General features: G+C 72.3%; 20 protein-coding genes. 11 read left to right on the forward strand and 9 right to left on the reverse strand.

Annotated features, from left to right (window positions below; genetic code table 11):
- Positions 1-238 precede the first annotated feature (238 nt).
- From AB0E02_RS21955 to AB0E02_RS21965, 3 genes are all read right to left on the reverse strand, one after another.
- Complete coding sequence (locus tag AB0E02_RS21955) at positions 239-571, reverse strand: DUF3817 domain-containing protein (RefSeq protein WP_030417254.1); 333 nt, start codon at positions 569-571, stop codon at positions 239-241.
- Between the two features lie 143 nt (positions 572-714).
- Positions 715-1,227 (reverse strand): MarR family transcriptional regulator, encoded by a 513-nt coding sequence (locus AB0E02_RS21960; RefSeq protein ID WP_362141807.1) that lies wholly within the window; start codon positions 1,225-1,227, stop codon positions 715-717.
- A gap of 154 nt (positions 1,228-1,381) precedes the next feature.
- On the reverse strand, positions 1,382-3,121 hold the full coding sequence (locus tag AB0E02_RS21965; RefSeq protein WP_362141809.1) for an MFS transporter: 1,740 nt from the start codon (positions 3,119-3,121) through the stop codon (positions 1,382-1,384).
- A 165-nt stretch (positions 3,122-3,286) separates the two neighbouring features.
- Here AB0E02_RS21965 and AB0E02_RS21970 point away from each other — a divergent pair, with 165 nt between their 5' ends.
- On the forward strand, positions 3,287-4,267 hold the full coding sequence (locus tag AB0E02_RS21970) for a DUF5937 family protein (protein WP_362141811.1): 981 nt from the start codon (positions 3,287-3,289) through the stop codon (positions 4,265-4,267).
- Between the two features lie 691 nt (positions 4,268-4,958).
- Here AB0E02_RS21970 and AB0E02_RS21975 read toward each other — a convergent pair.
- Both AB0E02_RS21975 and AB0E02_RS21980 read right to left on the reverse strand, forming a co-directional pair.
- Entirely contained in the window at positions 4,959-5,255 is a 297-nt protein-coding gene (locus AB0E02_RS21975) for an MTH1187 family thiamine-binding protein (RefSeq protein ID WP_362141813.1), read from the reverse strand.
- Positions 5,252-5,602, reverse strand: coding sequence for a DUF3817 domain-containing protein (locus AB0E02_RS21980; RefSeq protein WP_030414102.1), 351 nt, complete (start codon positions 5,600-5,602; stop codon positions 5,252-5,254). Before AB0E02_RS21980 ends, AB0E02_RS21975 begins: the two co-directional genes overlap by 4 nt.
- A 427-nt stretch (positions 5,603-6,029) precedes the next feature.
- On the opposite strand from AB0E02_RS21980, the gene AB0E02_RS21985 reads away from it, so the two are divergent.
- From AB0E02_RS21985 to AB0E02_RS22000, 4 genes are all read left to right on the forward strand, one after another.
- Positions 6,030-6,668: an AIM24 family protein gene (locus AB0E02_RS21985; RefSeq protein WP_362141816.1), complete on the forward strand. Its 639-nt coding sequence runs from the start codon at positions 6,030-6,032 to the stop codon at positions 6,666-6,668.
- Positions 6,668-7,318 carry an AIM24 family protein gene (locus AB0E02_RS21990; protein ID WP_362141818.1) on the forward strand — a complete coding sequence of 217 codons (651 nt, stop codon included), beginning with the start codon at positions 6,668-6,670 and terminating at the stop codon, positions 7,316-7,318. The genes AB0E02_RS21985 and AB0E02_RS21990 overlap by 1 nt, the downstream gene beginning before the upstream one ends.
- Positions 7,315-8,088: an AIM24 family protein gene (locus AB0E02_RS21995; RefSeq protein ID WP_030414105.1), complete on the forward strand. Its 774-nt coding sequence runs from the start codon at positions 7,315-7,317 to the stop codon at positions 8,086-8,088. Before AB0E02_RS21990 ends, AB0E02_RS21995 begins: the two co-directional genes overlap by 4 nt.
- 116 nt (positions 8,089-8,204) lie before the next feature.
- Positions 8,205-8,681: a MarR family transcriptional regulator gene (locus tag AB0E02_RS22000; protein WP_362141821.1), complete on the forward strand. Its 477-nt coding sequence runs from the start codon at positions 8,205-8,207 to the stop codon at positions 8,679-8,681.
- Between the two features lie 43 nt (positions 8,682-8,724).
- On the opposite strand, the gene AB0E02_RS22005 is transcribed toward AB0E02_RS22000, so the two are convergent.
- Together AB0E02_RS22005 and AB0E02_RS22010 are read right to left on the reverse strand one after the other, a co-directional pair.
- Positions 8,725-10,143, reverse strand: a complete 1,419-nt coding sequence (locus AB0E02_RS22005; protein WP_362141847.1) for a HAMP domain-containing sensor histidine kinase — start codon at positions 10,141-10,143, stop codon at positions 8,725-8,727.
- A 16-nt stretch (positions 10,144-10,159) separates the two neighbouring features.
- Positions 10,160-10,822, reverse strand: a complete 663-nt coding sequence (locus AB0E02_RS22010; protein ID WP_362141823.1) for a response regulator transcription factor — start codon at positions 10,820-10,822, stop codon at positions 10,160-10,162.
- A gap of 113 nt (positions 10,823-10,935) precedes the next feature.
- Between AB0E02_RS22010 and AB0E02_RS22015 the strand changes: the two genes are divergently transcribed.
- Positions 10,936-11,547 (forward strand): PepSY domain-containing protein, encoded by a 612-nt coding sequence (locus tag AB0E02_RS22015; protein ID WP_362141825.1) that lies wholly within the window; start codon positions 10,936-10,938, stop codon positions 11,545-11,547.
- Between the two features lie 342 nt (positions 11,548-11,889).
- Here AB0E02_RS22015 and meaB read toward each other — a convergent pair whose 3' ends face one another.
- Both meaB and AB0E02_RS22025 read right to left on the reverse strand, forming a co-directional pair.
- A complete protein-coding gene (gene meaB / locus AB0E02_RS22020; RefSeq protein WP_362141827.1) occupies positions 11,890-12,849 on the reverse strand; it encodes a methylmalonyl Co-A mutase-associated GTPase MeaB in 960 nt (319 codons plus the stop codon).
- A 71-nt stretch (positions 12,850-12,920) separates the two neighbouring features.
- Positions 12,921-14,132 carry an acetyl-CoA C-acetyltransferase gene (locus AB0E02_RS22025; protein WP_362141829.1) on the reverse strand — a complete coding sequence of 404 codons (1,212 nt, stop codon included), beginning with the start codon at positions 14,130-14,132 and terminating at the stop codon, positions 12,921-12,923.
- 137 nt (positions 14,133-14,269) lie between these two features.
- On the opposite strand from AB0E02_RS22025, the gene mce reads away from it, so the two are divergent.
- The 5 genes from mce (at position 14,270) to AB0E02_RS22050 (ending at position 22,180) form a co-directional block, all read left to right on the forward strand.
- Positions 14,270-14,710: a methylmalonyl-CoA epimerase gene (gene mce / locus AB0E02_RS22030; protein ID WP_030815440.1), complete on the forward strand. Its 441-nt coding sequence runs from the start codon at positions 14,270-14,272 to the stop codon at positions 14,708-14,710.
- A 210-nt stretch (positions 14,711-14,920) separates the two neighbouring features.
- Entirely contained in the window at positions 14,921-19,183 is a 4,263-nt protein-coding gene (gene scy / locus AB0E02_RS22035; protein ID WP_362141832.1) for a polarized growth protein Scy, read from the forward strand.
- 113 nt (positions 19,184-19,296) lie between these two features.
- Entirely contained in the window at positions 19,297-20,235 is a 939-nt protein-coding gene (locus AB0E02_RS22040; RefSeq protein WP_030414114.1) for a cellulose-binding protein, read from the forward strand.
- 145 nt (positions 20,236-20,380) lie between these two features.
- Positions 20,381-21,403, forward strand: coding sequence for an ATP-binding cassette domain-containing protein (locus AB0E02_RS22045; protein WP_362141835.1), 1,023 nt, complete (start codon positions 20,381-20,383; stop codon positions 21,401-21,403).
- Between the two features lie 3 nt (positions 21,404-21,406).
- Positions 21,407-22,180: an ABC transporter permease gene (locus tag AB0E02_RS22050; RefSeq protein WP_362141837.1), complete on the forward strand. Its 774-nt coding sequence runs from the start codon at positions 21,407-21,409 to the stop codon at positions 22,178-22,180.
- Positions 22,181-23,078 lie beyond the last annotated feature (898 nt).

Here is a 23,078-nt window from a genome sequence, read left to right on the forward strand (position 1 = left end):
CGAGTCGCGGTGGTCACACGCCGTAGCGGGGTGGCGGGGCGAGGGCGCCGGGCGCTGACCGCGGCCCAGGCCTGGCGCGGGGCTGGGGGTGGGGCCGGGGCTGGCGCGGGGCCGGGGCGGGGGTGGCGCGAGGCTGCCCGGGGCTGGCGCGGGGCCGGGGCGGGGAAGCGGGAACGCGAAAACGCGCCCGTGCCGGTGAGGGACGGGCGCGTGACGGAGGACGGCGGACGGAGCGGGGTCAGGCCTTGACCGGCTCCGCCGCGTTCTCGGCGAGCAGCGGCTCGACCTCGCGCACCACCTGGCGCTCGACGAAGAACGCCGCGGTCGGGATCGTGCCGGAGACCAGCAGCCACAGGAGCTTGCCGAACGGCCACCGGGCCTTGGAGCCCAGATCGAAGGCGAAGATCAGGTAGATGATGTAGAGCACGCCGTGTACCTGGGCGACGACCAGGGTGAGGTCCTTGCCGATCCCGAAACCGTACTTGGCGATCATGCAGGCGCAGAGCGCCAGCAGCATCACGGCCGTGACGTAGGCCATTACCCGATAGCGGGTCAGCACGCTGGATTTCATGGATACGAGCGTAACCGCCCGGAAAATCCCCGCGGACGCGGGGAGCACGCAAGTGCCCGGGGCCGGGTGCGGAACCCTCGCGGACCCGCCCCGCGGAAGCCGGGCACAAGCATGCTGACCTGCAGGGACCCTGCCCCGCAGGCTCAGCTCCCGTCCTTGAAGTCCTCGGCCGCGACCCGCAGCGGGCGCAGCATCGCGAAGATCTCCGCGCACTCCTCGTCGTCGTACGCGCCGAGTCCGAAATCCATCGCCATCAGGTCCCGGGTCGCGGAGTCGCAGACCTCGCGGCCCTTGTCCGTGATGGAGGCGAGGGTGCCCCGCCCGTCGTTCGGGTTGGGCCGCTTGGCGACCAGGCCGGACTTCACCAGCCGGTCGACGGTGTTCGTCACCGAGGTCGGATGCACCATGAGCCGCTCGCCGATCTTGGACATCGGCAGCTCACCGGCCTTGGAGAAGGTCAGCAGCACCAGCGCCTCATAGCGGGCGAAGGTCAGCCCGTACGGCTTGACCACCGCGTCCACCTCGGACAGCAGGATCTGATGGGCGCGCATGATCGACGTGATCGCGCCCATCGACGGCACGGCTCCCCACCTCTGGCGCCACAGTTCGTCGGCGCGCGCGATGGGATCGAAAGCAAGGCTGAGCGGCTTCGGCACGTCTCCGACCCTACCCGGCGGTCATATTGTGGTCAGCCTTGTCTCAGTTTTCGGTCTCACTCAGCGGTCGCGGGAGAGCGGTCCCGCGCGCCGGGGGTCCGTCCGGGCGGCCCGGCGCGGTCCGCCGGTGGTCGGCTTGGGCGGTCCGGGGCGGTCAGTCGATGGTCGGCTTGGGCGGTCCGGGGGGTCCCTCGGTGGCCGCCGGGGGGGACGGTCCATCGGTGGTCGGCTTGGGCGGTCCGGGGCGGTCCGTCGGTGGTCGGCTTGGGCGGCCCGTCGGTGGTCGCCCGGGGGCAGTCCGTCGATGGTCGGCTTGGGCGGTCCCTCGGTGGTCGCCCGGGGGCGGTCCGTCGATGGTCGGCTTGGACGGTCCGGGGCAGTCCGTCGATGCTCGGCTTGGGCGGCCCGGGGCGGTCCGCCGGACCTCGCGGATCACGGCGAGGACGCAGAGCGCACCGAGCGCCCCCGCCGCCGGCATCACGGCCCGCAGCGGCGCGTACTCCGCCGCGAGACCGGCCGCGCCCATCGCCAGGCCCATCGCCGTCATCCGCCCCGCCTGCACCACTGTCATCCCCTGCCCCAGCAACTCCTCGGGGACCGCGGCGACGAACCACCGGTCCACCCCGAAGTTGTACGAGATGCCGGTGCCGGTCAGTACGAGGAGCAGCACCGCCCAGCCCAGCGAGGGCTGCGCGGCGAAGCCGAGGGACGGCAGGACGGCGAAGACCCCCATGGGGAAGGTGAGCCGGGACCGGGTCCGCGGCCCCAGGAGCGAGCCGACCAGGCTCTCCGCCACCACGGCGCCGATCGGCATGCTGCACATCAGCAGACCCGCACCGCCCGGGCCGGCGCCGAGCTGGTCGGCGTAGGGGACGAGCAGCGCCTCGGGGATGACCACGAAGGCCGGCGGCAGCCAGGTCAGGAGCAGCAGCGCGCGCACCCTGCGGTCCGCCAGCAGCCGCCGTACGCCGCCCAGGGAGGCACCCACCAGGGCCCCGCGCCCGTCCGCCGGGCCGCCGCCGTCCCGGGCCGGGCGGGCCCGGGTGCCGAGGCGCAGCAGCAGCGCCGAAGCGAGGAAGGTGAGGCCCGTGAGGGCGAGCACCGCCCGGGGCGTCACCACGGCCACCAGCAGCCCGCCGACGCCGAAGCCCACCAGTTGGGCACTCTGGTTCACGATGCGGATCACCGACCGGCCCAGCACGAACGGATCGCCCTCGCCGAGGATGTCGCCGAGCGTGGCGGCCCGGGTCCCGGCGAAGACCGGGGCGATGGCGGCGATCAGGCAGCGCAGGACGAGCAGCACGGCCACCGGTGTGCCCGACAGGACCATCCCGGCCGCCGCCGGCGCGCACAGCAGATCGCAGACCACCAGCACCCGGCGGGCCGGGTACCGGTCGGCGACGGCGGACAGCAGCGTCCCGCCGAGAACGTACGGCAGCAGCCCGAGCGCGAAGGTCAGCGCGCTCAACAGCGGGGAGTCGGTGCGCCGGAAGACCAGCACGGACAGCGCGATCTCGCAGACGACCACGCCGAGGGAGGACAGCAGGTGCGCGGCGAAGACCGCACGGAATTCCGACACGGCGAAGACGGAACGGTAGCGCGCCGGACGCCCTGGAGGAACGAGGCTGCTGCGGTCCTCGGGGCCGTTTTTGGGGCCGTCCTTGGGGTCCTCCTCGGGGCCGTCCTTGGGACTCTGCTCGGGACGGTCCTTGGGGCCCGGCTCGGGACCGTTCTCGGGGGCCTCCCCGGGACTCTCCTTGAGGCCCTCCCAGGGACTGTCCTTGGGGGCCTTCCCCGGACTGTCCTTGGGGCTCTGCTCGGGACCGCCCTTGGGGCCCTGCTCCGGGCGTGCGGGAGTACGGCCCGGCGGAACGGGCCCGGTGGTCGGGGACATGGCGGCAGCCTGCCGCGCGCCGCCCCCGCCCCGTAGTCTTTCGGCCCCAGCCGAATCCCGAACCCAGCCGAATCCCGGGCCCATGCCGGACCCCGGCCCCGTGCCGGGTCCCGGCCCCGTGCCGAAGCCCGGCCTCATGCCGAATCCCGGGGAGGTCCCGCGGTCATGCCGCTGCATCTGCACTTCGGCGCCGACGACCTGCTGCGCATCCGGTTCGCCATCTCGCCGCTGTGCGAGACGCACGAGGCGGTACGGACCCTGCGCCGCACCGACCGGCACGGCTACCACGCGCCGTGGTTACGGCGGATGCGCACGACGCTGGCCGGCCTGGACCTGACACAGCTGTGGCTGTTCATGCCGGCCTCGCCACCGGGCTACACCCCGGACTTCCTGGGCCGGCCCCCGGACACCCCGACGACCGGGTTCGACGAGGAACTGGCGCGGCTGCGGGCCACCGACCCGGAGCTGGCCCGGGCCGAGATGGCCAAGTCGCTGGCGTGCACGCCCCGTGGGGCCGAGTCCGCGCGCGGCCGGGCGGCACTGGCGGATCCGGCCCGCGCCGTGCAGGAGCTGGCCGACGCCACCGAACGGGCCTGGCATGCGCTGCTCGCCCCGGACTGGCCCCGGCTGCGGGCCCTGCTGGAGGCCGAAATCGCCTACCGTTCACGCCAGTTGGCGGACGGCGGGCTACGGCGGCTGTTCGCCGATCTGCATCCGCGGCTCACGTGGTCGGGCGACACCCTCACGGTCCGGACCCGCACCGACTTCCTGCAGAGCCAGGACCTGAACGGCCGCGGGGTGCTGCTGCTGCCCAGCGTCTTCGCCTGGCCGGACGTGGTGAGCGGCTTCGATCCGCCGTGGCAGCCCACCGTCATCTACCCGGCGCGCGGGATCGGCGGTCTGTGGGCCGAACCGGACGCCGGACCGGCACTGGCCCGGCTGCTGGGACCGAAGCGGGCGGCCGTACTGGCCGCACTCGACGCGCCGTCCTCCACAACGGCGCTGGCCCGCCGCCTCGGCCTCGCCCCGTCCTCCGTCTCGGCCCACCTCTCCGTCCTCCGCGCCGCCGGCCTCCTGACGTCCCGCCGCCACGGCCACGAGGTGCTATATGAGCAGACGCCACTAGGTCTGGCGCTGCTCGGGTAGCCCCCACGTACCTGGCCGTCCCGCCGCGGGTGTCGCTCGCCGTTGCGCTTTGCGGCGCCCCCGCACGTACTCGTCTGCTGCGCCGCGGGGCTCGCTCGCCGTTGCGCCTGCGGCGGGCTGGGTGGGTGTTGGGTGCGGTGACGGACCTCCGGGGCCGGTGTTTGGGACTGCTGACGCTTTACGTCCCAAACACCGGCCTCTCCGGCCCCTCCCCTCCCGTTGGGGGAGTGTGCAGGTGAGTGGGGGCGCGCGTCGTACCGCGTACACCTGACGTCGCCGATCAGCGGGAATGCCGCCCTCGCCCGTTGGGTTGTGGCCCCGCAGGGGGCCCTCGCGACCCTTACGGGATCTGTTCGACCAACCCCTACGGGTCCGCAAGCCCCCTTGTACCCCAACGCCCACCCCCACCGCCCTCTTCCCACTCCCCCAACGGGAGGGGACAGACCGGAGGACGAAGTCTGTAGGGCTGGCACCGCACCCAACACCCACCCAGCCCGCCGCAGGCGCAACGGCGAACAACACCCGCGGCGCAGCAGACAGCTACGTGCGCGGCGCCGCAAAGCGCGCAACGGCGAGAAGCCCCGCGGCCCAGGTACGTGCGGGGCGCCGCAAAGCGCAACGACGAGCAAGCCCCACGGCGGGAAAGCCAGGTACGTGGGCGGCACCGCAAAGCGCAGCGGAACGTGGGAAGTCAGCCCTCGGAGAGGTGGCGTTCCACCGTTGCCACCTTCGACGTCAGACCGTCCGTGACGCCGGGGCGGATGTCCGCCTTGAGGACCAGCGAGACCCGACCGGCGCGTGCCTCGACGGCCGCGACGGCTCGTTTGACGACGTCCATGACCTCGTCCCACTCGCCCTCGATGGACGTGAACATCGCGTCCGTCCGGTTCGGCAGGCCGGACTCGCGGACCACGCGGACCGCGTCGGCGACGTACGCGCCGACGTCCTCGCCGACGCCCAGCGGGCTCACCGAGAAAGCGACGATCATGCGTTGACGATCCCTTCCTTGCGGGCGCGGGCGGCGATCACGCCGGCCTCCTCCTCGCGCTTGAGCACCCTGTCCCCGTAGAGGCCGCCGAACGGGATGATCGCCAGCAGGAAGAAGAACGCGACGCGCTTGAAGGGCCACTTGGTGCGGTTCCACACGTCCAGCAGCAGCACCACATAGGTGATGAACAGCAGGCCGTGGATCAGGCCGAGCGGCATCACCAGGGCGTCGTAGTCGAAGGCGAGCCGGAAACCGGTGCCGAAGATCAGCAGCGCGGGGAACGAGATGGCCTCCGGAACGGAGGCCAGGCGCAGGCGGTGCAGGGCGGCGGCGGTCTTGATGTCCACGAGAACCTCGTTCGGGTGGCGGGGGGGAGGAGCTGCAGGCTTGTGCAAGGGTTCACAAGCGTCGCCCCATTGTTACAGCCGCGCCCGCGATCCCCGCGCCGGGGGGACGTGAGCCGGGCCACCCCGGGCCCGCGCCAGACCCGCCTGAGCCGGACCCGCGTGAGCGGAACCACCCCGGGCCTGAGCGGACCCGCGTGAGCCGAACCACCCCGGCCCTGAGCCGGACGCCCGGGCGCCTCAACCGAACCACCCCGAACCACCCCGACCCAACAGCGGCCCCGCAGCCGCCCAGCAGAAAAAAACCGACAGCGGTCCCCGCCCCACCCCACCCCCAGGAAGACCCCCGGGTCATATCAGGGCGCAATCCGGGCCATGTCAGGGGCAAAGACCCTGCCCCGCGCGGCCGGTGGCCGTTACCGTCTGACGCGTGGCTCAGTTTCGGCTCCAGGGGAGCAAGGTGCTCGCCGTCGACATGACGGGCGATGCCGTCAAGGCGAAAAACGGGGCGATGGTCGCGTACGACGGCCAGATGTCCTTCAAGAAGATGACCGGCGGTGGCGAGGGTCTGCGCGGCATGGTCACCCGGCGGCTCACGGGTGAGCAGATGGCCGTGATGGAGGTGAAAGGCCACGGCACCTGCTATTTTGCCGACCGCGCCAGCGAGATCAATCTCGTGCAGCTGCACGGCGAGAAGCTGCACGTGGAGGCCAGCAATCTGCTCTGCACGGACGCGGCGCTGCGCACCGGCACGACGTTCACCGGTCTGCGCGGCGCCTCCCAGGGCAACGGCCTGTTCACCACCACCGTCGAGGGCAGCGGCCAGGCGGCGATCACCTCGGACGGTCCCGCGGTGGTGCTGCGGGTCACCAAGCAGTACCCGCTCCAGGTCGACCCGGGCGCCTATGTGGCGCACACCGGCGATCTGAAGCAGCACTTCCAGTCGGGCGTGAATTTCCGCACGTTCATGGGGGAGGGCTCGGGCGAGGCGTTCCAGATCCGCTTCGAGGGCGAGGGTCTGGTCTACGTCCAGCCCAGCGAGCGGAACACCGTGGGCGGTGAGGTTTGATGCCGTTCACTGCGCTCAACTCCCGCATGGTGCAGGCCACGATCACGCCCGGGCAGCGGATGTTCAGCCAGCGCGGGGCGATGCTCGCGTACCGCGGGGAGGTCGCGTTCACCCCGAACATCCAGGGTGGTCAGGGCGGTATCGGCTCGATGATCGGGCGGCGGATCGCCGGTGAGGCGACCCCGCTGATGACCGTGGAAGGAAGCGGCACCGTGATGTTCGGCCACGGCGGTCATCACGTCCACGTCGTGGACCTGACGGGCGAGACGCTCTACGTCGAGGCCGACCGGCTGCTGGCCTTCGACGGCTCGCTCCAGCAGGGCACGATGTTCCTGGGCGCGCAGGGCGGTGTGATGGGCATGGTCCGCGGTCAGGTCACCGGCCAGGGCCTGTTCACGACGACGCTCTCGGGCGTCGGTTCGGCCGCGGTGATGGCCCACGGCGGCGTGCTGGAGCTGCCGATCACCCCGCAGCGCCCGGTGCACGTCGATCCCCAGGCGTACGTCGCGCACCGCGGCGAGGTCCGCAACAAACTGTCCACCGCGCTCGGCTGGCGCGACATGGTCGGCCGCGGCTCGGGCGAGGCCTTCCAGCTGGAGCTGTCGGGCCAGGGCACCGTCTACGTCCAGGCCTCGGAGGAGAAGCTGTGACCGGTCCCGTTGTCCACGACGTCGCCTCGCTCCCCGCCGATGACAACGTCAATCCGTACGCCTTCAGCGTCGATCTGGACGGTCAGTGGTTCCTGCAGAAGGGGAAGATGATCGCCTACTACGGGCAGATCGACTTCCAGGGCATCGGACACGGCCGGCTGGACCGGCTGATCGCCGGAAGTTTCCATTCGCCACTGCACGCCGCGGACTGGGTCGTCGCCGAGGGCCGGGGAAAGATGCTGCTCGCGGACCGTGCCTTCGACGTGAATTCCTATGACCTCGATGAGGGCAACCTCACTATTCGCTCGGGCAATCTGCTCGCGTTTCAGCCATCTCTGTCGTTGAAGCAGTCGATCATCCCGGGCTTCCTCACGCTGATCGGGACGGGGAAGTTCGTGGCCGCGTCCAACGGGCCGGTGGTCTTCATGGAGCCGCCGATCCGGGTGGACCCGCAGGCGCTCGTCGGCTGGGCCGACTGCCCGTCGCCGTGCCACCACTACGACCACCAGTACCTGCGCGGATTCCTCGGCGGGCTGCGTGCGCACACCGGTATCGGAGGGGCCTCGGGCGAGGAGCACCAGTTCGAGTTCGTGGGGGCCGGCACGGTCCTGCTGCAGTCGACGGAGCAGTTGATGCCGGAGCTGGCGACCGGCGCGGTCCCGGTGGAGGAGGGCGTTCCGGGCGGTGGCGGACACGTTCCGCAAAGTGGCTCACAACTGCCCCAGCTGCCCGGCAACCTCGGGAGCCTCCAGCGCCGCTTCGGGCTGTGAGCGGTAGTCTGCGGACGGTGACCTCGAACGTCTGACCCACATCCGGCCCCGGCCGGTCGTCGTCACCTCAACGGGGATTAATTCACTATTCAACTTTTAACAGGTAGAATTCTTCCATGACGACCGACAGCGACACTCCCTGGCTGACCGACCAGGAGCAGCGTGCCTGGCGCACCCATCTGGACGTCAGCAGACTGCTGATGCACCAACTGGAGCGCGATCTGCAACCGTTCGGCCTGACGAACAACGATTACGAGATCCTTGTCAACCTCTCCGAGGCCGAGGACCACCGGCTCCGGATGAGCGACCTGGCCGCCAGCACCCTGCAGTCCAAGAGCCGTCTCTCCCACCAGATCACCCGGATGGAGAACGCCGGCCTGGTACGCCGCGAGAGTTGCGAATCGGACCGCCGTGGCCTCTACGCCGTGCTGACGGAGGAGGGCTGGGACACCATGCGCCGGGTCGCCCCGCACCATGTCGCCTCGGTCCGCAAGCACTTCATCGACCTCTTCGCCGCCGAGGACCTCCAGGCGCTGCGGGCCTCGCTCACCCCGGTGGCCGAACACCTCCGCGCCCAGCGCGGCACGATCTGACCGCCCGGCCGCGGCCCCGCCCCGGGGCCGCGGCCGCCCCGGTTCAGCCGGCCGCCGGCAGCCGCAGCTCGAAGACCGCCCGGTCCCGTACGCCCAGCGTGCCGCCGTGCCGGACCGCCACGTCCCGTGCGATGGACAGTCCCAGCCCCGCCCCGCCGTCGTCCCGCGCCCGCGCGTCGTCGAGCCGGACGAACCGCTCGAAGATCCGCTCCCGGTCCGCCTCCGGCACCCCGGGCCCGTCGTCCTCGACCCGCAGCACCGCCCACTCCCCCGCGCGCACCACCGCGACCCGCACCTCGCCGGCCGCATGCCGCTGCGCATTGTCCAGCAGGTTCCCCAGCACCCGCCCCAACTGGCCGCGCGAACCGGCCACTTCGACGCCCGCCAGCTCACCGGTGCCGACCGGAATCCGGTCCCCGGCCCGCTGTGAGAGCTCCTCCCGCACCAGCGCCGCGAGGTCCACCCGGGCCGCGGCCGGCCGCTCCCCCGCGTCCAGCCGCGCCAGCAGCAACAGGTCCGCCGCCAGCCGCTGCAGCCGCACGGTGTCCGCCACCGCGCCCGGCACGTCCAGCAACTCGGGGTGCGCCACCCCCACTTCCAGCTGGGTGCGCAGGCTGGCGATCGGACTGCGCAACTCGTGCGAGGCATCCGCGACGAACCGCCGCTGCCGCTCCACGCTCGTCTCCAACGCGGCCAGCGTCTCGTTGGTGGTGCGCGCCAGCCGGCCGATCTCGTCCCGGGACGACGGCACCGGCACCCGCCGGCTCAGATCCGTACTGGCCGTGATCGCCGCCATCTCCGACCGGATGCCCTCCACCGGCCGCAGCGCCCGCCGGGTGACCAGCCAGGTCACCCCCGCCACCACCACGAGCAGCAGCGGCAGCCCGATCAGCATGGCGGTCCGCACCGAGCCGACCGCGGCCCGCTCCGGTGCCAGCGCCGACCCCGCCCGCACCACGGCCTTCTCGCCCCGGCCGTCCTCGGCCTCGACCACCGCGAACCGGTAGGCCGCCACCGTCCCGTCGACGTCGGCGGTCCCGTCCCGGTGGTGCACGTCCTCGTCGACCTCGCCGGGCCGCAGCCCGCCCCGGTCGTCGTCCCCGTCATCGTCGTCATCGACACCCGACCGGCCGAAGCCCGCGCCCCCACCGCCCGCCGCCGCTGCGCCCTTGACCGGCCGGCCGTCGACGGCCCGTACGTCCTCGCCGGCCGCCAGCACCCGCCCGTCCTCGTCGGTGACCACCACCGGATGGTCCTCGCCGTCCGGCAGATCGAGCTTCGGGTACGCCGTGCCGGTGGCGATCTGCGCGGCCACCTCGCGCGCCGCGACCTCCGCCTGCAGCCCGGCCTGGTCCCGCAGATTGCCGCGCAGCACCAGCAGCACGGCCGTACCGGCCGCGATCAGCGCCAGCGCCACCACCACGGTCGCACCGGCCGCCGCCCGGGCCCGTACCGACCCCAGGACCCGGCCCGCCGCCCTACGCACCGGCCACCAGCCGGTAGCCCGCGCCGCGCACCGTCACGATGTGCCCGGCGCCGAGCTTGCGCCGCAGCGCGCTCACATACACCTCGATGATGTTGACGTCGCCGTCGTAGGCGAAGTCCCACACGTGCTCCAGGATCTCCGCCTTGGACACCACCTCCCCCGCCCGCAGGGCGAGTTGCTCCAGTACGGCGAACTCCTTCGCGGTCAGCGCGACCTCGGTACCGTCCCGCTCGACCCGGCGCGCCCCCTGGTCGACGGCGAGCGCCCCCACCCGCAGCACCGGCGCGGCGCTCCGCCCCCGCCGCCGCAGCAGCGCCTTCACCCGGGCCACCAGCACCACGTACGAGAACGGCTTGGTCAGGTAGTCGTCGGCGCCGGTGTCCAGCCCCTCGGCCTCGTCGTACTCGCCGTCCTTCGCGGTCAGCATCAGGATCGGCACCTCGTTCCCGGCCGCCCGCAGCGCGGCACAGACGCGGTAGCCGTTCATGCCGGGCAGCATGATGTCCAGCACGACCAGGTCGTAGATGCCCTCGCCGGCACGGTGCAGCCCTTCGAGGCCGTCGTGCACCACGTCGACCGCGTATCCCTCGGCCCGCAGGCCCCTGGCCAGCGACAAGGCCAGCCGCTGCTCGTCCTCCACGATCAACAGGCGCATACGGGCCAGCCTGCCATCCGGAACCTGAAGAGCCCTTCAGCCGGCTTCAGCCGGGCTTCAGGTGCGTTCGGCCACTGTGACGGCACAGCATTCGCCACTACGGAGGAGAGCACATGAAGCGCCACCTCGTCATCGCCACCGCCGCCGCGGCCGCCCTGTTGGCGGGCGGTACGGTCACCGCCGTCGCGGTGAGCGGCAACGGCGCACCGGCCACGGCACCGGCGGCCGACCACGCCCGCCAGGACACCGAGGACCTCCGCGAGGCCGGTGCCGCCCGGGTGACCGCTCCGCAGGCCGCGGCCGCCGCCCTGAAGGCCGTCCCGGGCAAGGTCTCCGGCCTGGACCTCGACCAGGACCGCCCGGGCCTGGTCTGGGACGCGGACGTCCTGGGCAAGGACGGAAAGTGGCACGAGGTCACCCTCGACGCACGGACGGCACGGGTGCTGAACCAGCACGTCGACCGCGAGAACGACGACGATCACGCGCAGCAGCGCGCCGCCCTGAAGAACGCCCGCACGGACGCCGCCACCGCCGCCCGCAAGGCCGCCGCGGGGCACGGCACGGTCACCTCCGTCGAACTCGACGACGACCACCGCACCAAGGCCGCCTGGGAGGTCGAGACCATCACCAAGGACGGCACCGAGCACAAGCTCCTCATCGACCCGCACACCGGCACCCTGAGCACCGCCCCGGCACACGACGACAACGACGGCGGGGACGACTGAGCGACCCGCGGGCGGCGGCCCCCGACCTCCGCCCCCACTCACCCGCACACTCCCCCAACGGGAGGGGACGGGCCGGAGGGGCCGGTGTTGGGACGTAAAGCGCCAGCAGTCCCCAACACCGGCCCCGCAGGCCCGTCACCGCACCCACAACAAACCCGGCCCGCCGCAGGCGCAACGGCGAGACCACCCGCGGCGGGAAAGACAGCTACGTGCGGGGCGCCGCAAAGCGCGCTACGGCGACCAAGCCCCCCGGCGGGAAAGACAGCCACGTACGCGGCGCCGCAAAGCGCAACGACGACCAAGCCCCGCGGCGGGAAAGCCAACTACGTGGGAAGCCCGGCGTCAGCCCCCGTTCGTGACGCCGTCCACCAACTCGTCCGCCGCCCGGTACGGATCCGTCTCGCCGGCCACTATCCGCTCGGCCAGCGCCTCCAGCCGGCGGTCGCCGCTCAGGTCACCGATCCGCTCGCGCAGCGCCGTGACCGCGATCGTCTCGACCTCATGGGCGGCCCGGGCGCGGCGCCGTTCGGCCAGGACGCCGTGCTCCTCCATCCAGGCCCGGTGCTTCTCCAGCGCTTCGACGACCTCGTCGACGCCTTCGGAGCGGGCGGCGACCGTCTTCACGATGGGCGGCCGCCAGTCCCCGGGCGCCCGGGATTCGCCGAGGCCCAGCATGTGGTTGAGCTCCCGGGCGGTGGCGTCGGCGCCGTCCCGGTCGGCCTTGTTGACCACGTAGACGTCGCCGATCTCCAGGATTCCGGCCTTGGCGGCCTGGATGCCGTCGCCCATGCCCGGCGCGAGCAGCACCACGGAGGTGTCCGCCTGGGAGGCGATCTCCACCTCGGACTGGCCGACCCCGACCGTCTCGACGAGGATCACGTCGCAGCCGGCCCCGTCGAGGACCCGGATGGCCTGCGGAGCGGCCCAGGCCAGTCCGCCCAGATGGCCGCGGGTGGCCATCGAGCGGATGTAGACGCCGGGGTCGGAGGCGTGTTCGCTCATCCGGACCCGGTCGCCGAGCAGCGCGCCGCCGGAGAACGGCGAGGACGGGTCGACGGCGAGCACGCCGACCCGCTTGCCCGTCCTGCGGTACGCGGTGACCAGGGCCGAGGTGGTGGTGGACTTGCCCACGCCGGGTGAGCCGGTCAGCCCGACCACGTAGGCGTTGCCGGTGAGCGGCGCCAGTTCCGCCATCACCTCGCGCAGTTCCGGCGCCGCCCCCTCCACGAGGGAGATCAGCCGGGCCACCGCCCGCGGCCGGCCCTGCCGTGCCTGTTCCACCAGCTGGGGGACGTCCACCATCGCTGCTCGGCTCCTTCGGCTCGCTGGTACCCCACTCGGCAGCCCGTACGCACGCGCGTACGGGCTGTCGCTTACTTACCCGGTACGCGGATGATCAGCGCGTCGCCCTGACCGCCGCCACCGCACAGCGCGGCCGCGCCGGTCCCGCCGCCGCGCCGGCGCAGTTCCAGGGCCAGGTGCAGCACGATGCGGGCACCGGACATCCCGATCGGGTGACCCAGGGCAATCGCGCCGCCGTTGACATTCACCTTTTCCGGGGAGACCCCCAGATCCTTCATTGACTGCACGGCGACCGCCGCGAACGCCTCGTTGATCTCGATCAGGTCGAGGTCGGCGACGGTCAGGCCCTCCTTGCCCAGGGCGTGGTTGATGGCGTTGGACGGCTGGGACTGCAGCGAGTTGTCGGGGCCGGCGACATTGCCGTGCGCGCCGATCTCCGCGATCCATTCCAGGCCGAGTTCCTGGGCCTTGGCCTTGCTCATCACGACGACGGCGGCCGCGCCGTCCGAGATCTGCGAGGACGTGCCGGCGGTGATCGTGCCGTCCTTGGCGAACGCCGGGCGCAGCTTGGCCAGCGACTCCGCGGTGGTCTCCGCCCGGATGCCCTCGTCCTTGCTGAAGAGGACCGGGTCGCCCTTGCGCTGCGGGATCTCCACGGGGGTGATCTCGGCCTCGAAGAGCCCGTTCTTCTGGGCGGCGGCGGCCCGCTGGTGCGAGGCCGCGGCGATCTCGTCCTGCTCCGGACGGGCGATTCCCAGCCGGGTGTTGTGCTTCTCGGTCGACTCGCCCATGGCGATGCCCTCGAACGAGTCGGTCAGGCCGTCGTGGGCCATCGCGTCGAGCATCTCGACGGCGCCGTACTTGTAGCCCTCCCGGGACTTGGGGAGGAGGTGCGGCGCGTTGCTCATGGACTCCTGGCCGCCGGCGACGACGACGTCGAACTCACCCGCACGGATCAGCTGGTCGGCCAGCGCGATCGCGTCCAGTCCGGAGAGGCACACCTTGTTGACGGTGAGCGCGGGGACGTTCATGGGGATGCCGGCCTTGACGGCTGCCTGGCGCGCCGGGATCTGCCCCGCCCCGGCCTGCAGCACCTGGCCCATGATCACGTACTGCACCTGGTCACCGCCGATGCCCGCCCGGTCCAGCGCCGCCTTGATGGCGAAGCCGCCCAGATCGGCGCCCGAGAAGGTCCGCAGGGATCCGAGGAGCCGCCCCATGGGGGTGCGGGCTCCCGCCACGATTACTGAGGTGGTGCCGTTCGTGCCGTTGGTTTCAGACATGCGATGCGGCCTTCCTTTGCAGGGAAGTTAACGAGGGTTCCCGTCAATGTACTGAGCGGTACCCGTCGGGTCACCGGCCAGCAGGTGTGATCGCGCGCACGTTGCGTAACCAGCCGTGAGAGGGGTGCACTGGAACCATGCTGACGCGAATCGACCACATCGGGATCGCCTGTTTCGACCTCGACAAGACTGTCGAGTTCTACCGTGCCACGTACGGCTTCGAGGTGTTCCACACCGAGGTCAACGAGGAGCAGGGTGTCCGGGAGGCCATGCTGAAGATCAACGAGACCTCGGACGGCGGGGCCTCCTACCTCCAGCTCCTGGAGCCCACCCGCGAGGACTCCGCGGTGGGCAAATGGCTGGCCAAGAACGGCGAGGGCGTCCACCACATCGCCTTCGGCACCGCGGACGTCGACGGTGATTCCGACGCCATCCGCGGCAAGGGCGTCCGGGTGCTCTACGACGAGCCCCGGACGGGTTCGATGGGCTCGCGGATCACCTTCCTGCACCCCAAGGACTGCCACGGCGTGCTCACCGAACTCGTCACCGCCGCACCCCCCGCCACCACGGACCACTGACCTTCACGTTCCCCGGCCGGTAGAGTGCAGCTTCGGCCGGGGTACGGGAGTGGGGCTCGGTCCATACTCTGCCGATGATCTGACACCATTTCTTCGGAGAAGGGTCAGCTCCAACGGGTGCCAGTCGAGTACGACGTGACGTGTACGGGACGAGCACCGCAGGACCGGAGCCGGCCGCCACCATGACCAGGGGACGGATGGGACCGCGCAGTGCGGGGCAACGAGCGCCAGGAGCGTAAGTGGGCTGAGGACGACCACCTCTCGCAGTTCGAAGCCGAGATGGAGCGGCTGAAGACCGAGCGGGACAAGGCCGTCCAGCACGCCGACGACCTCGGCTACCAGGTCGAGGTGCTGCGCGCCAAGCTGCACGAGGCGCGTCGCAATCTCGCGACCCGTCCTGCCTACGACAACGTCAGCCACCAGGCCGAACAACTGCTGCGCAATGCGCAGATCCAGGCCGATCAGCTGCGGTCGGACGCCGAGCGGGAGCTGCGCGAGGCACGGGCGCAGACCCAGCGGCTGCTGCAGGAGCAGGCCGAGCGGCAGGCCCGGCTGGAGGCCGAGCTGCACGCCGAGGCGGTCAGCCGCCGCCAGCGGCTCGACGAGGAGCTCAACGAGCGCCGGCAGACCGTCGAATCGCACGTCAACGAGAACGTCGCCTGGGCCGAACAGCTGCGCGCCCGCACCGAGTCGCAGGCCCGCCGGCTGATGGAGGAGTCCCGGGCGGAGGCCGAAGCGGCCCTGGCGTCCGCGCGCGCCGAGGCCCAGCGGCTGATCGAGCAGTCCCGGGCCAGGCTCGGTTCGGAGGCCGAAGCGGCCCGCGCCGAGGCCGAAGCCCTGCTGCGCCGGGCCCGCACGGACGCCGAGCGGCTGCTGACCGCCGCGTCCAACCAGGCCCAGGAGGCCACGGATCAGGCCGAGCAGCTGCGCACCACGGCCGGCACGGAGTCGGAGGAGGCGCGCCGTCAAGCCATCGAGCTGACCCGTACCGCCGAGGCCCGGCTGCAGGAGGCGGACACGGCGCTGCGCGAGGCACGCGCCGAGGCCGAGAAGCTGGTCGAGGAGGCGCAGCAGAGCGCCGGGAAGCGGCTGTCGGCCGCCGAGTCGGAGAACGAACAGCGCACCCGCACGGCCAAGGCGGAGATCGCCCGGCTGGTCGGCGAGGCCACCAAGGAGGCCGAGGCGCTCAAGGCCGAGGCCGAGCAACTGCGCGCCGACGCCCGTACGGAGACCGAGCGGCTGCTCGCCGAGGCGCAGGAGGCCGCCCGGTCGAAGGCGGCGGAGGACTCCGCGGCGCAGCTGGCGAAGGCCGCGCGGGCCGCCGAGGAGATGCTGACCAAGGCGTCCGAGGACGCCAAGGCCGCGACCAAGGCCGCCGCCGAGGAGGCCGAGCGGCTGCGCAAGGAGGCCGAGGCCGAGGCCGACCGGCTGCGCGAGGAGGCGCACGACACCGCGGCGCAGCTCAAGGGCGCGGCGAAGGACGACACCAAGGAGTACCGCGCCAAGACCGTCGAACTCCAGGAGGAGGCGCGGCGGCTGCGCGGCGAGGCGGAGCAGCTGCGGGCCGACGCGGTCGCCGAGGGCGAGCGGATCCGCGGCGAGGCCCGGCGCGAGGCGGTCCAGCAGATCGAGGAGGCGGCCGGTACCGCCGAGGAGCTGCTGGCCAAGGCCAAGTCCGATGCGGAGGAGACCCGTTCGGGTGCCGTCGCGGAGAGCGAGCGGGTCCGGACGGAGGCCATCGAGCGGGCCTCGGCGCTGCGCCGGCAGGCCGATGACGCGCTGGAGCGGGCCCGTTCGGAGGCCGAACAGCTGCTGCTGGAGGGCACCCAGGCCGCCGAGGAGCTGACGTCGGAGGCCGAGAAGAGCGCCGCGAAGCTGCGCGCGGAGGCCGAGGAGGCCGCCGCCCAGCTGCGCACCGACGCCCAGGCGGAACTGGACCGGCTGCGCGCCGAGGCCGAGGAGCGGGTCGCGGCCGCCGAGGAGTCGCTGCGCGAGGCCCGCACGGAGGCCGAACGGCTGCGCCGCGAGACGCAGGAGGAGGCCGCCCGGCTCAAGGCCGAGGCCGCCGAGCGCCGCCGCACGCTCCAGCAGGAGGCCGAGGAGGAGGCCGAGCGGCTGCGCACGGAGGCCGCCGCGGACGCCTCCGCGGCGCGCTCCGAGGGCGAGTCGGTGGCCGTACGGCTGCGCAGCGAGGCGGCGGCCGAGGCCGAACGGCTCAAGTCGGAGGCGCAGGAGACCGCGGACCGGGTGCGCGCGGAGGCCGCGGCCGCCGCGGAGCGCACCGGCACCGAGGCGGCCGAGGCCCTGGCCGAGGCGCAGGAGGAGGCCGCGCGGCGCCGCCGGGAGGCCGAGCAACTGCTCGGCGAGGCCCGCGAGGAGGCCCACCAGGAGCGCACCGCGGCCCGCGAGCAGAGCGAGGAGCTGCTGGCCTCGGCCCGTACGCGGGTGGCCGAGGCGCAGGAGGAGGCCGAGCGGCTGGTCGAGGAGGCGGACCGGCGGGCCGGCGAGCTGATGGCGACGGCCGAGCAGACCGCGCAGCAGGTGCGGGACTCGGTCGCGGGGCTGCACGAGCAGGCCGCCGAGGAGATCGCCGGACTGCGGTCGGCGGCCGAACACGCCGCGGAGCGCACGACGTCGGAGGCCCAGGAGGAGGCCGACCGGGTCCGCAAGGACGCCTACGACGAGCGGGAGCGGGCCTCGGAGGACGCGGCGCGCACCCGGCGCGAGGCGCAGGAGGCGTCGGAGGCCGCCAAGACCCTTGCCGAGCGGGCCGTTGCGGAGGCCATCGAGGAGGCCGAGCGACTGCGCACGGAGGCGGCCGGGGTGCTCGACGAGGCCCGCCGGGACGCCAACGCGGCGCGTACGGAGGCCGCCGAGCAGGCCGACCGGCTGGTCGCGGAGGCGACCGCGCAGGCCGAGAAGCTGGTCACGGACGCCTCGGCGAAGGCGCAGCAGCTGCGGACCGACGCCTCGGACGCGCTGGCGGCCGGCGAGCAGGACGCCGCGCGGGCCCGCGCCGAGGCGCGCGAGGACGCGAACCGGATCCGGTCGGACGCCGCGGAGCAGGCCGACCGCCTGATCACCGAGGCCCGTTCGGAGGCCGAACGGATCGTCACCGAGGCGACCGAGCTGACGTCTTCGGCGCAGGACGACGCGGACCGTACGGTCCGGGAGGCGCAGGAGGCCGCCGAGCGGCTGCGCGCGGAGGGCGAGCAGCAGGCGCGGTCCCTGGTGGCCGAGGCGACCGGTACGGCCGAGCGGCTGCGCACCGAGGCGGCCGAGGTGCTGGAGCAGGCGCGCCGGGACGCCGAGCGCACCGGCGACCAGGCGCGCGCGGACGCCAACAAGGCCCGCGCGGACGCCGCGGAGCAGGCCGACACGCTGGTGTCGGAGGCCGCGACGGAGGCGCAGCGGCTGCGCACCGAGGCGGCGGAGACCACCGCGGACGCCGAGCGGGAGGCGGACCGTACCCGGGCCGACGCCCGCGAGCAGGCGGACCGGATGATCGCCACCGCCACCGCGGAGGCGGACCGGCTGCGGGCCGAGGCGGCCGAGACGGTCACCGCGGCGCAGGAGCACGCCGGCCGCACGCGTAACGAATCGGCCAAAATCAAGGAGGACGCGGAGGCGGCCGCCGAGCGGCAGCGTACGGAGGCCCAGGAGGAGGCCGACCGGCTGCTCGACGAGGCGCGCAAGGACGCCGCCAAGCGCCGCGGGGACGCCGCGGAGCAGGCCGACCAGCTGATCGCCAAGGCCCAGGAGGAGGCCCTGAAGGTCGCCACCCAGGCCGAGGAGCAGGCCGACACGATGGTCGGGGCGGCCCGCAAGGAGGCCGAGCGGCTGGTCGCGGAGGCGACCGCGGACGGCAACGCCCGGGTGGAGAAGTCCCGTACGGATGCCAACGCGCTGCTGGAGGAGGCCCGTGGGGACGCCACCGCCATAAGGGAGCGTGCCGAGGAGCTGCGGCAGCGGATCGAGTCCGAGGTCGAGGAGCTGCACGAGCGGGCCCGCCGGGAGTCGGCGGAGACCATGAAGAACGCCGGCGAGCGGGTCGACAAGCTCATCGCGCAGGCCACCGCGCAGCAGGTGGAGGCCGAGGAGAAGGCCGACCGGATGATGGCGGACGCCAACAGCGAGGCGAGCAAGGTCCGGATCGCGGCGGTCAGGAAGGCCGAGGGCCTGATCAAGGAGGCCGAGAACAAGAAGGCCGAGGCGGTGCGCGACGCGGAGCGGATGCGCGAGGAGGCCCGGGAGGAGGCCGCCCGCATCGTGGACGAGGGCAAGCGCGAGCTGGAGACCCTGGTCCGCCGGCGGGAGGACATCAACACCGAAATCTCCCGCGTCCAGGACGTTCTGGAGGCTTTGGAGTCCTTCGAGACACCCGGCGGAGGGGGCGAAAACAAGGGCAACGGGGTGAAAGCGGGCGCGGGCGCCGGAACAACTCGTTCGAGTGGCAAGCAGTCTGAAGGGTAGCCACTCAAATGAGGGGTCATTCTCCAGATCAAACGGGCAATGACTCGATGACACGCCGTTGTGACCCCTAGGATTCTCCTTATCACCTCACCGGTCTCTTCGACAGGAACCCCATGAGCGACACTTCCTCCCCCTTCGGCTTCGAGCTCGTGCGGCGTGGGTACGACCGCGGTCAGGTGGATGACCGCATCACGAAGCTCGTCGCCGACCGCGACAGCGCGCTGGCCCGCATCACGTCGCTGGAAAAGCGGATCGAGGAACTCCACCTCGAGACGCAGAACGCCCAGGCGCAGGTCAATGACGCCGAACCGTCCTACGCGGGCCTCGGCGCGCGCGTCGAGAAGATCCTCCGGCTTGCCGAGGAGGAGGCCAAGGACCTGCGCGAGGAGGCCCGCCGGGCCGCCGAGCAGCACCGCGAGCTGGCCGAGTCGGCCGCCCAGCAGGTCCGCAACGACGCGGAGGCGTTCGCCGCCGAGCGCAAGGCGAAGGCGGAGGACGAGGGCGCCCGGATCGTCGAGAAGGCCAAGGGTGAGGCGTCCACGCTGCGCGCCGAGGCCCAGAAGGACGCCCAGTCCAAGCGGGAGGAGGCCGACTCCCTCTTCGAGGAGACCCGTGCCAAGGCCGCCCAGGCCGCCGCCGACTTCGAGACCAACCTCGCCAAGCGCCGCGAGCAGTCCGAGCGCGACCTCGCCTCCCGTCAGGCCAAGGCCGAGAAGCGGCTCGCCGAGATCGAGCACCGCGCCGAGCAGCTCCGCCTGGAGGCCGAGAAGCTGCGTACGGACGCCGAGCGCCGGGCCCGCCAGACGGTGGAGACCGCGCAGCGCCAGGCCGAGGACATCGTGGCGGACGCCAACGCCAAGGCGGACCGTATCCGCAGCGAATCCGAGCGCGAGCTGGCGGCGCTGACCAACCGCCGCGACTCCATCAACGCCCAGCTGACCAACGTCCGCGAGATGCTGGCCACGCTGACCGGTGCGGCGGTGGCCGCGGCCGGCGCCCCCGGCGACGACGAGGCGGTCTCCCGCGGCGTCCCGGCCCAGCAGACGCGCTGAACCATCCGTCGGAAGGTTTCGCCAGATTCGACCGAGCCCCCGTACCGCCCTCTGAGGCGGTGGCGGGGGCCCGGTCGTACAGGGGGTCAGCCAGCCGGCCCCGTCCCGGTGGCCGGGCCGTCCAGGCGCGCCTAGCGTGCTGTACATGATCGAGCTTGAGGGGCTGACCAAGCACTACGGCGACAAGGTCGCGGTGGACCACCTCACCTTCACGGTGCGGCCCGGCATCATCACCGGCTTCCTCGGCCCCAACGGCGCGGGCAAGTCGACCACCATGCGGATGATGCTGGATCTCGACAACCCGACGTCGGGCACGGTCCGGATCGACGGCAAGCACTACCGCCAGCTCGAAGACCCCCTGACATACATCGGCGCGCTGCTGGAGGCCAAGGCGGTGCACGGCGGCCGGAGCGCCGCCAATCACTTGCTGTGCCTGGCCCAGAGCAACGGCATCCCGCGCAGCCGGGTCGGCGAGGTGCTCGAAATGGTCGGGCTCAGCTCGGTCGCGAAGAAGCGCGCGAAGGGCTTCTCCCTCGGCATGGGCCAGCGGCTGGGCATCGCCGCCGCCCTGCTCGGCGATCCGCAGGTGCTGCTCTTCGACGAGCCGGTCAACGGCCTCGACCCCGAGGGCATCCACTGGATCCGCAACCTGATGAAGCACCTCGCGGCCCAGGGCCGTACGGTCTTCGTCTCCTCCCACCTGATGAGCGAGATGGCGCTGACCGCCGACCACTTGGTGGTCATCGGCCAGGGCCGGCTGATGGCGGACACGTCCATGAAGGACTTCATCCACCAGAACTCGCGCTCGTACGTCCGGATGCGCTCCCCGGAACAGCAGAAGCTGCTCGACGTACTGCGCGCCGAGGGCATCCACGCGGCGGCGGCCGGCGGCGGTGCGCTGGAGATCGACGGGGTACCGGCCGAGCGGCTCGGCGAACTCGCCGCCGCCCACCAGGTGACCCTGCACGAGCTGAGCCCCCAGCAGGCGTCCCTGGAGGAGGCGTTCATGCGGCTGACGGCCGGATCGGTCGAGTACCACGCGCACAACGGCGAGCCGGTGCCGGTGCGGACCGCCGCCGTCCCGGTAACCCCCCAGCCGGCCGGGGCACGGCCGGGCGAGCCGCAGCCGACCGGCTGGGGCGCGGACTGGCAGAAGAAGAGGAGCTGACCCATGGCGGCGGTCGGGCAGGTCATCCGGTCCGAGTGGACCAAGATCAGATCGGTGCGGTCGACGGTGTGGACGCTGGGCATCGCCGTCCTGGTCACCGTCGGGCTGGGCATGCTGATCTGCACCCTGGCCAACCACGACTTCAACTCCATGCCGGCCCGCGACCGGCTGTCGTTCGACGCCACCAACATCAGCTTCGCCGGTATGGGGCTGGGCCAGCTCGCGATGATCGTCTTCGGCGTGCTGGTGGTCTCCAACGAGTACAGCACCGGCATGATCCGCGCCTCGCTGGCCGCGGTACCGCAGCGCGGCACGTTCCTGTTCTGCAAACTGCTGGTCGCCACCGCGCTGGTCTTCGTCGTCGGCCTGGCCACCAGCTTCGTGACGTTCTTCGCCGGCCAGACGATGCTCGGCGATCTGCGCGCCGACCTCGGCGACCCGGGCGTACTGCGCGCCGTGATCGGCGGCGGCCTCTACATGACCCTGATCGCCCTGTTCTCGATGGCGGTCGCCACGATGCTGCGCAGCCCGATGCTGTCGCTGGGCATCCTGATGCCGTTCTTCTTCCTGATCTCCAACATCCTCGGCAACGTCTCCGCCACCAGGAAGATCGGCCGCTTCCTCCCCGACCAAGCCGGCTCGAAGATCATGCAGGTCGTCCCCCGCGCCGGCGAGGACGTCCCGTACGGACCGTGGGGCGGCCTGGGCATCATGATCGCCTGGACGGTGGTGGCACTCGCCGGCGGGTACGTCCTGCTGAAACGCCGCGACGCGTGACGCTGCGCTTGGCTGTTCCGCCCACGTACTTGGCTTTCCCGCCGGGGGGGTTGCTCGCGGTTGCGCGCTTTGCGGCGCCGCGTACGTAGCTGGCTGGTCCGCCGCGGGGCTTGGTCGCCGTTGCGCTTTGCGGCGCCCCGTATGTAGCTGTCTTTCCCGCCGCGGGGCTTGGTCGCCGTTGCGCTTTGCGGCGCCGCGTACGTAGCTGTCTTTCCCGCCACGGGGCTTGCTCGCCGTTGCGCTTTGCGGCGCCGCGTACGTAGCTGTCTTTCCCGCCACGGGGCTTGCTCGCCGTTGCGCTTTGCGGCGCCGCCGACGTGCCCGTCTCTCCCGCCGCGGGGGTCTCACCGTTGCGCGCTTTGCGGCGCCGCGTACGTAGCTGGCTGGTCCGCCGCGGGGCTTGGTCGCCGTTGCGCTTTGCGGCGCCCCGTATGTAGCTGTCTTTCCCGCCGCGGGGGTCTCACCGTTGCGCGCTTTGCGGCGCCGCGTAACGTAGCTGGCTGGTCCGCCGCGGGGCTTGATCACCGTTGCGCCTGGCGGCGGGCGTGGTGTTTCGGGTGCGGTGACAGCCCTACAGACTTCGTCCTCCGGTCTGTCCCCTCCCGTTGGTGGGGGTTGGAAGGCCGGTGGGGGCGGGCGTCGTCGTCATAGATGTACGTCGCGTCGTGGGGTCGAGGGTGGCGGGAATACCTCCCAAGCCCGTTGAGTTGAGGCCCTGCAAGGGGCGCTCGTAACCCCTACGGGATCTGTTCGACCTCCCCCTACGGGTCCCCAAAACCCCTTGCAGCCCCAACGCCCGCCCCCACCCACAGCATTCCCATCCACCAACGGGAGGGGACGGGCCGGAGGGGCCGGTGTTTGGGACGTAAAGCGACAGCAGTCCCAAACACCGGCCCCC

It is taken from the genome of Streptomyces sp. NPDC048196 (assembly GCF_040652715.1).
GTDB classification, from domain to species: domain Bacteria; phylum Actinomycetota; class Actinomycetes; order Streptomycetales; family Streptomycetaceae; genus Streptomyces; species Streptomyces siderophoricus.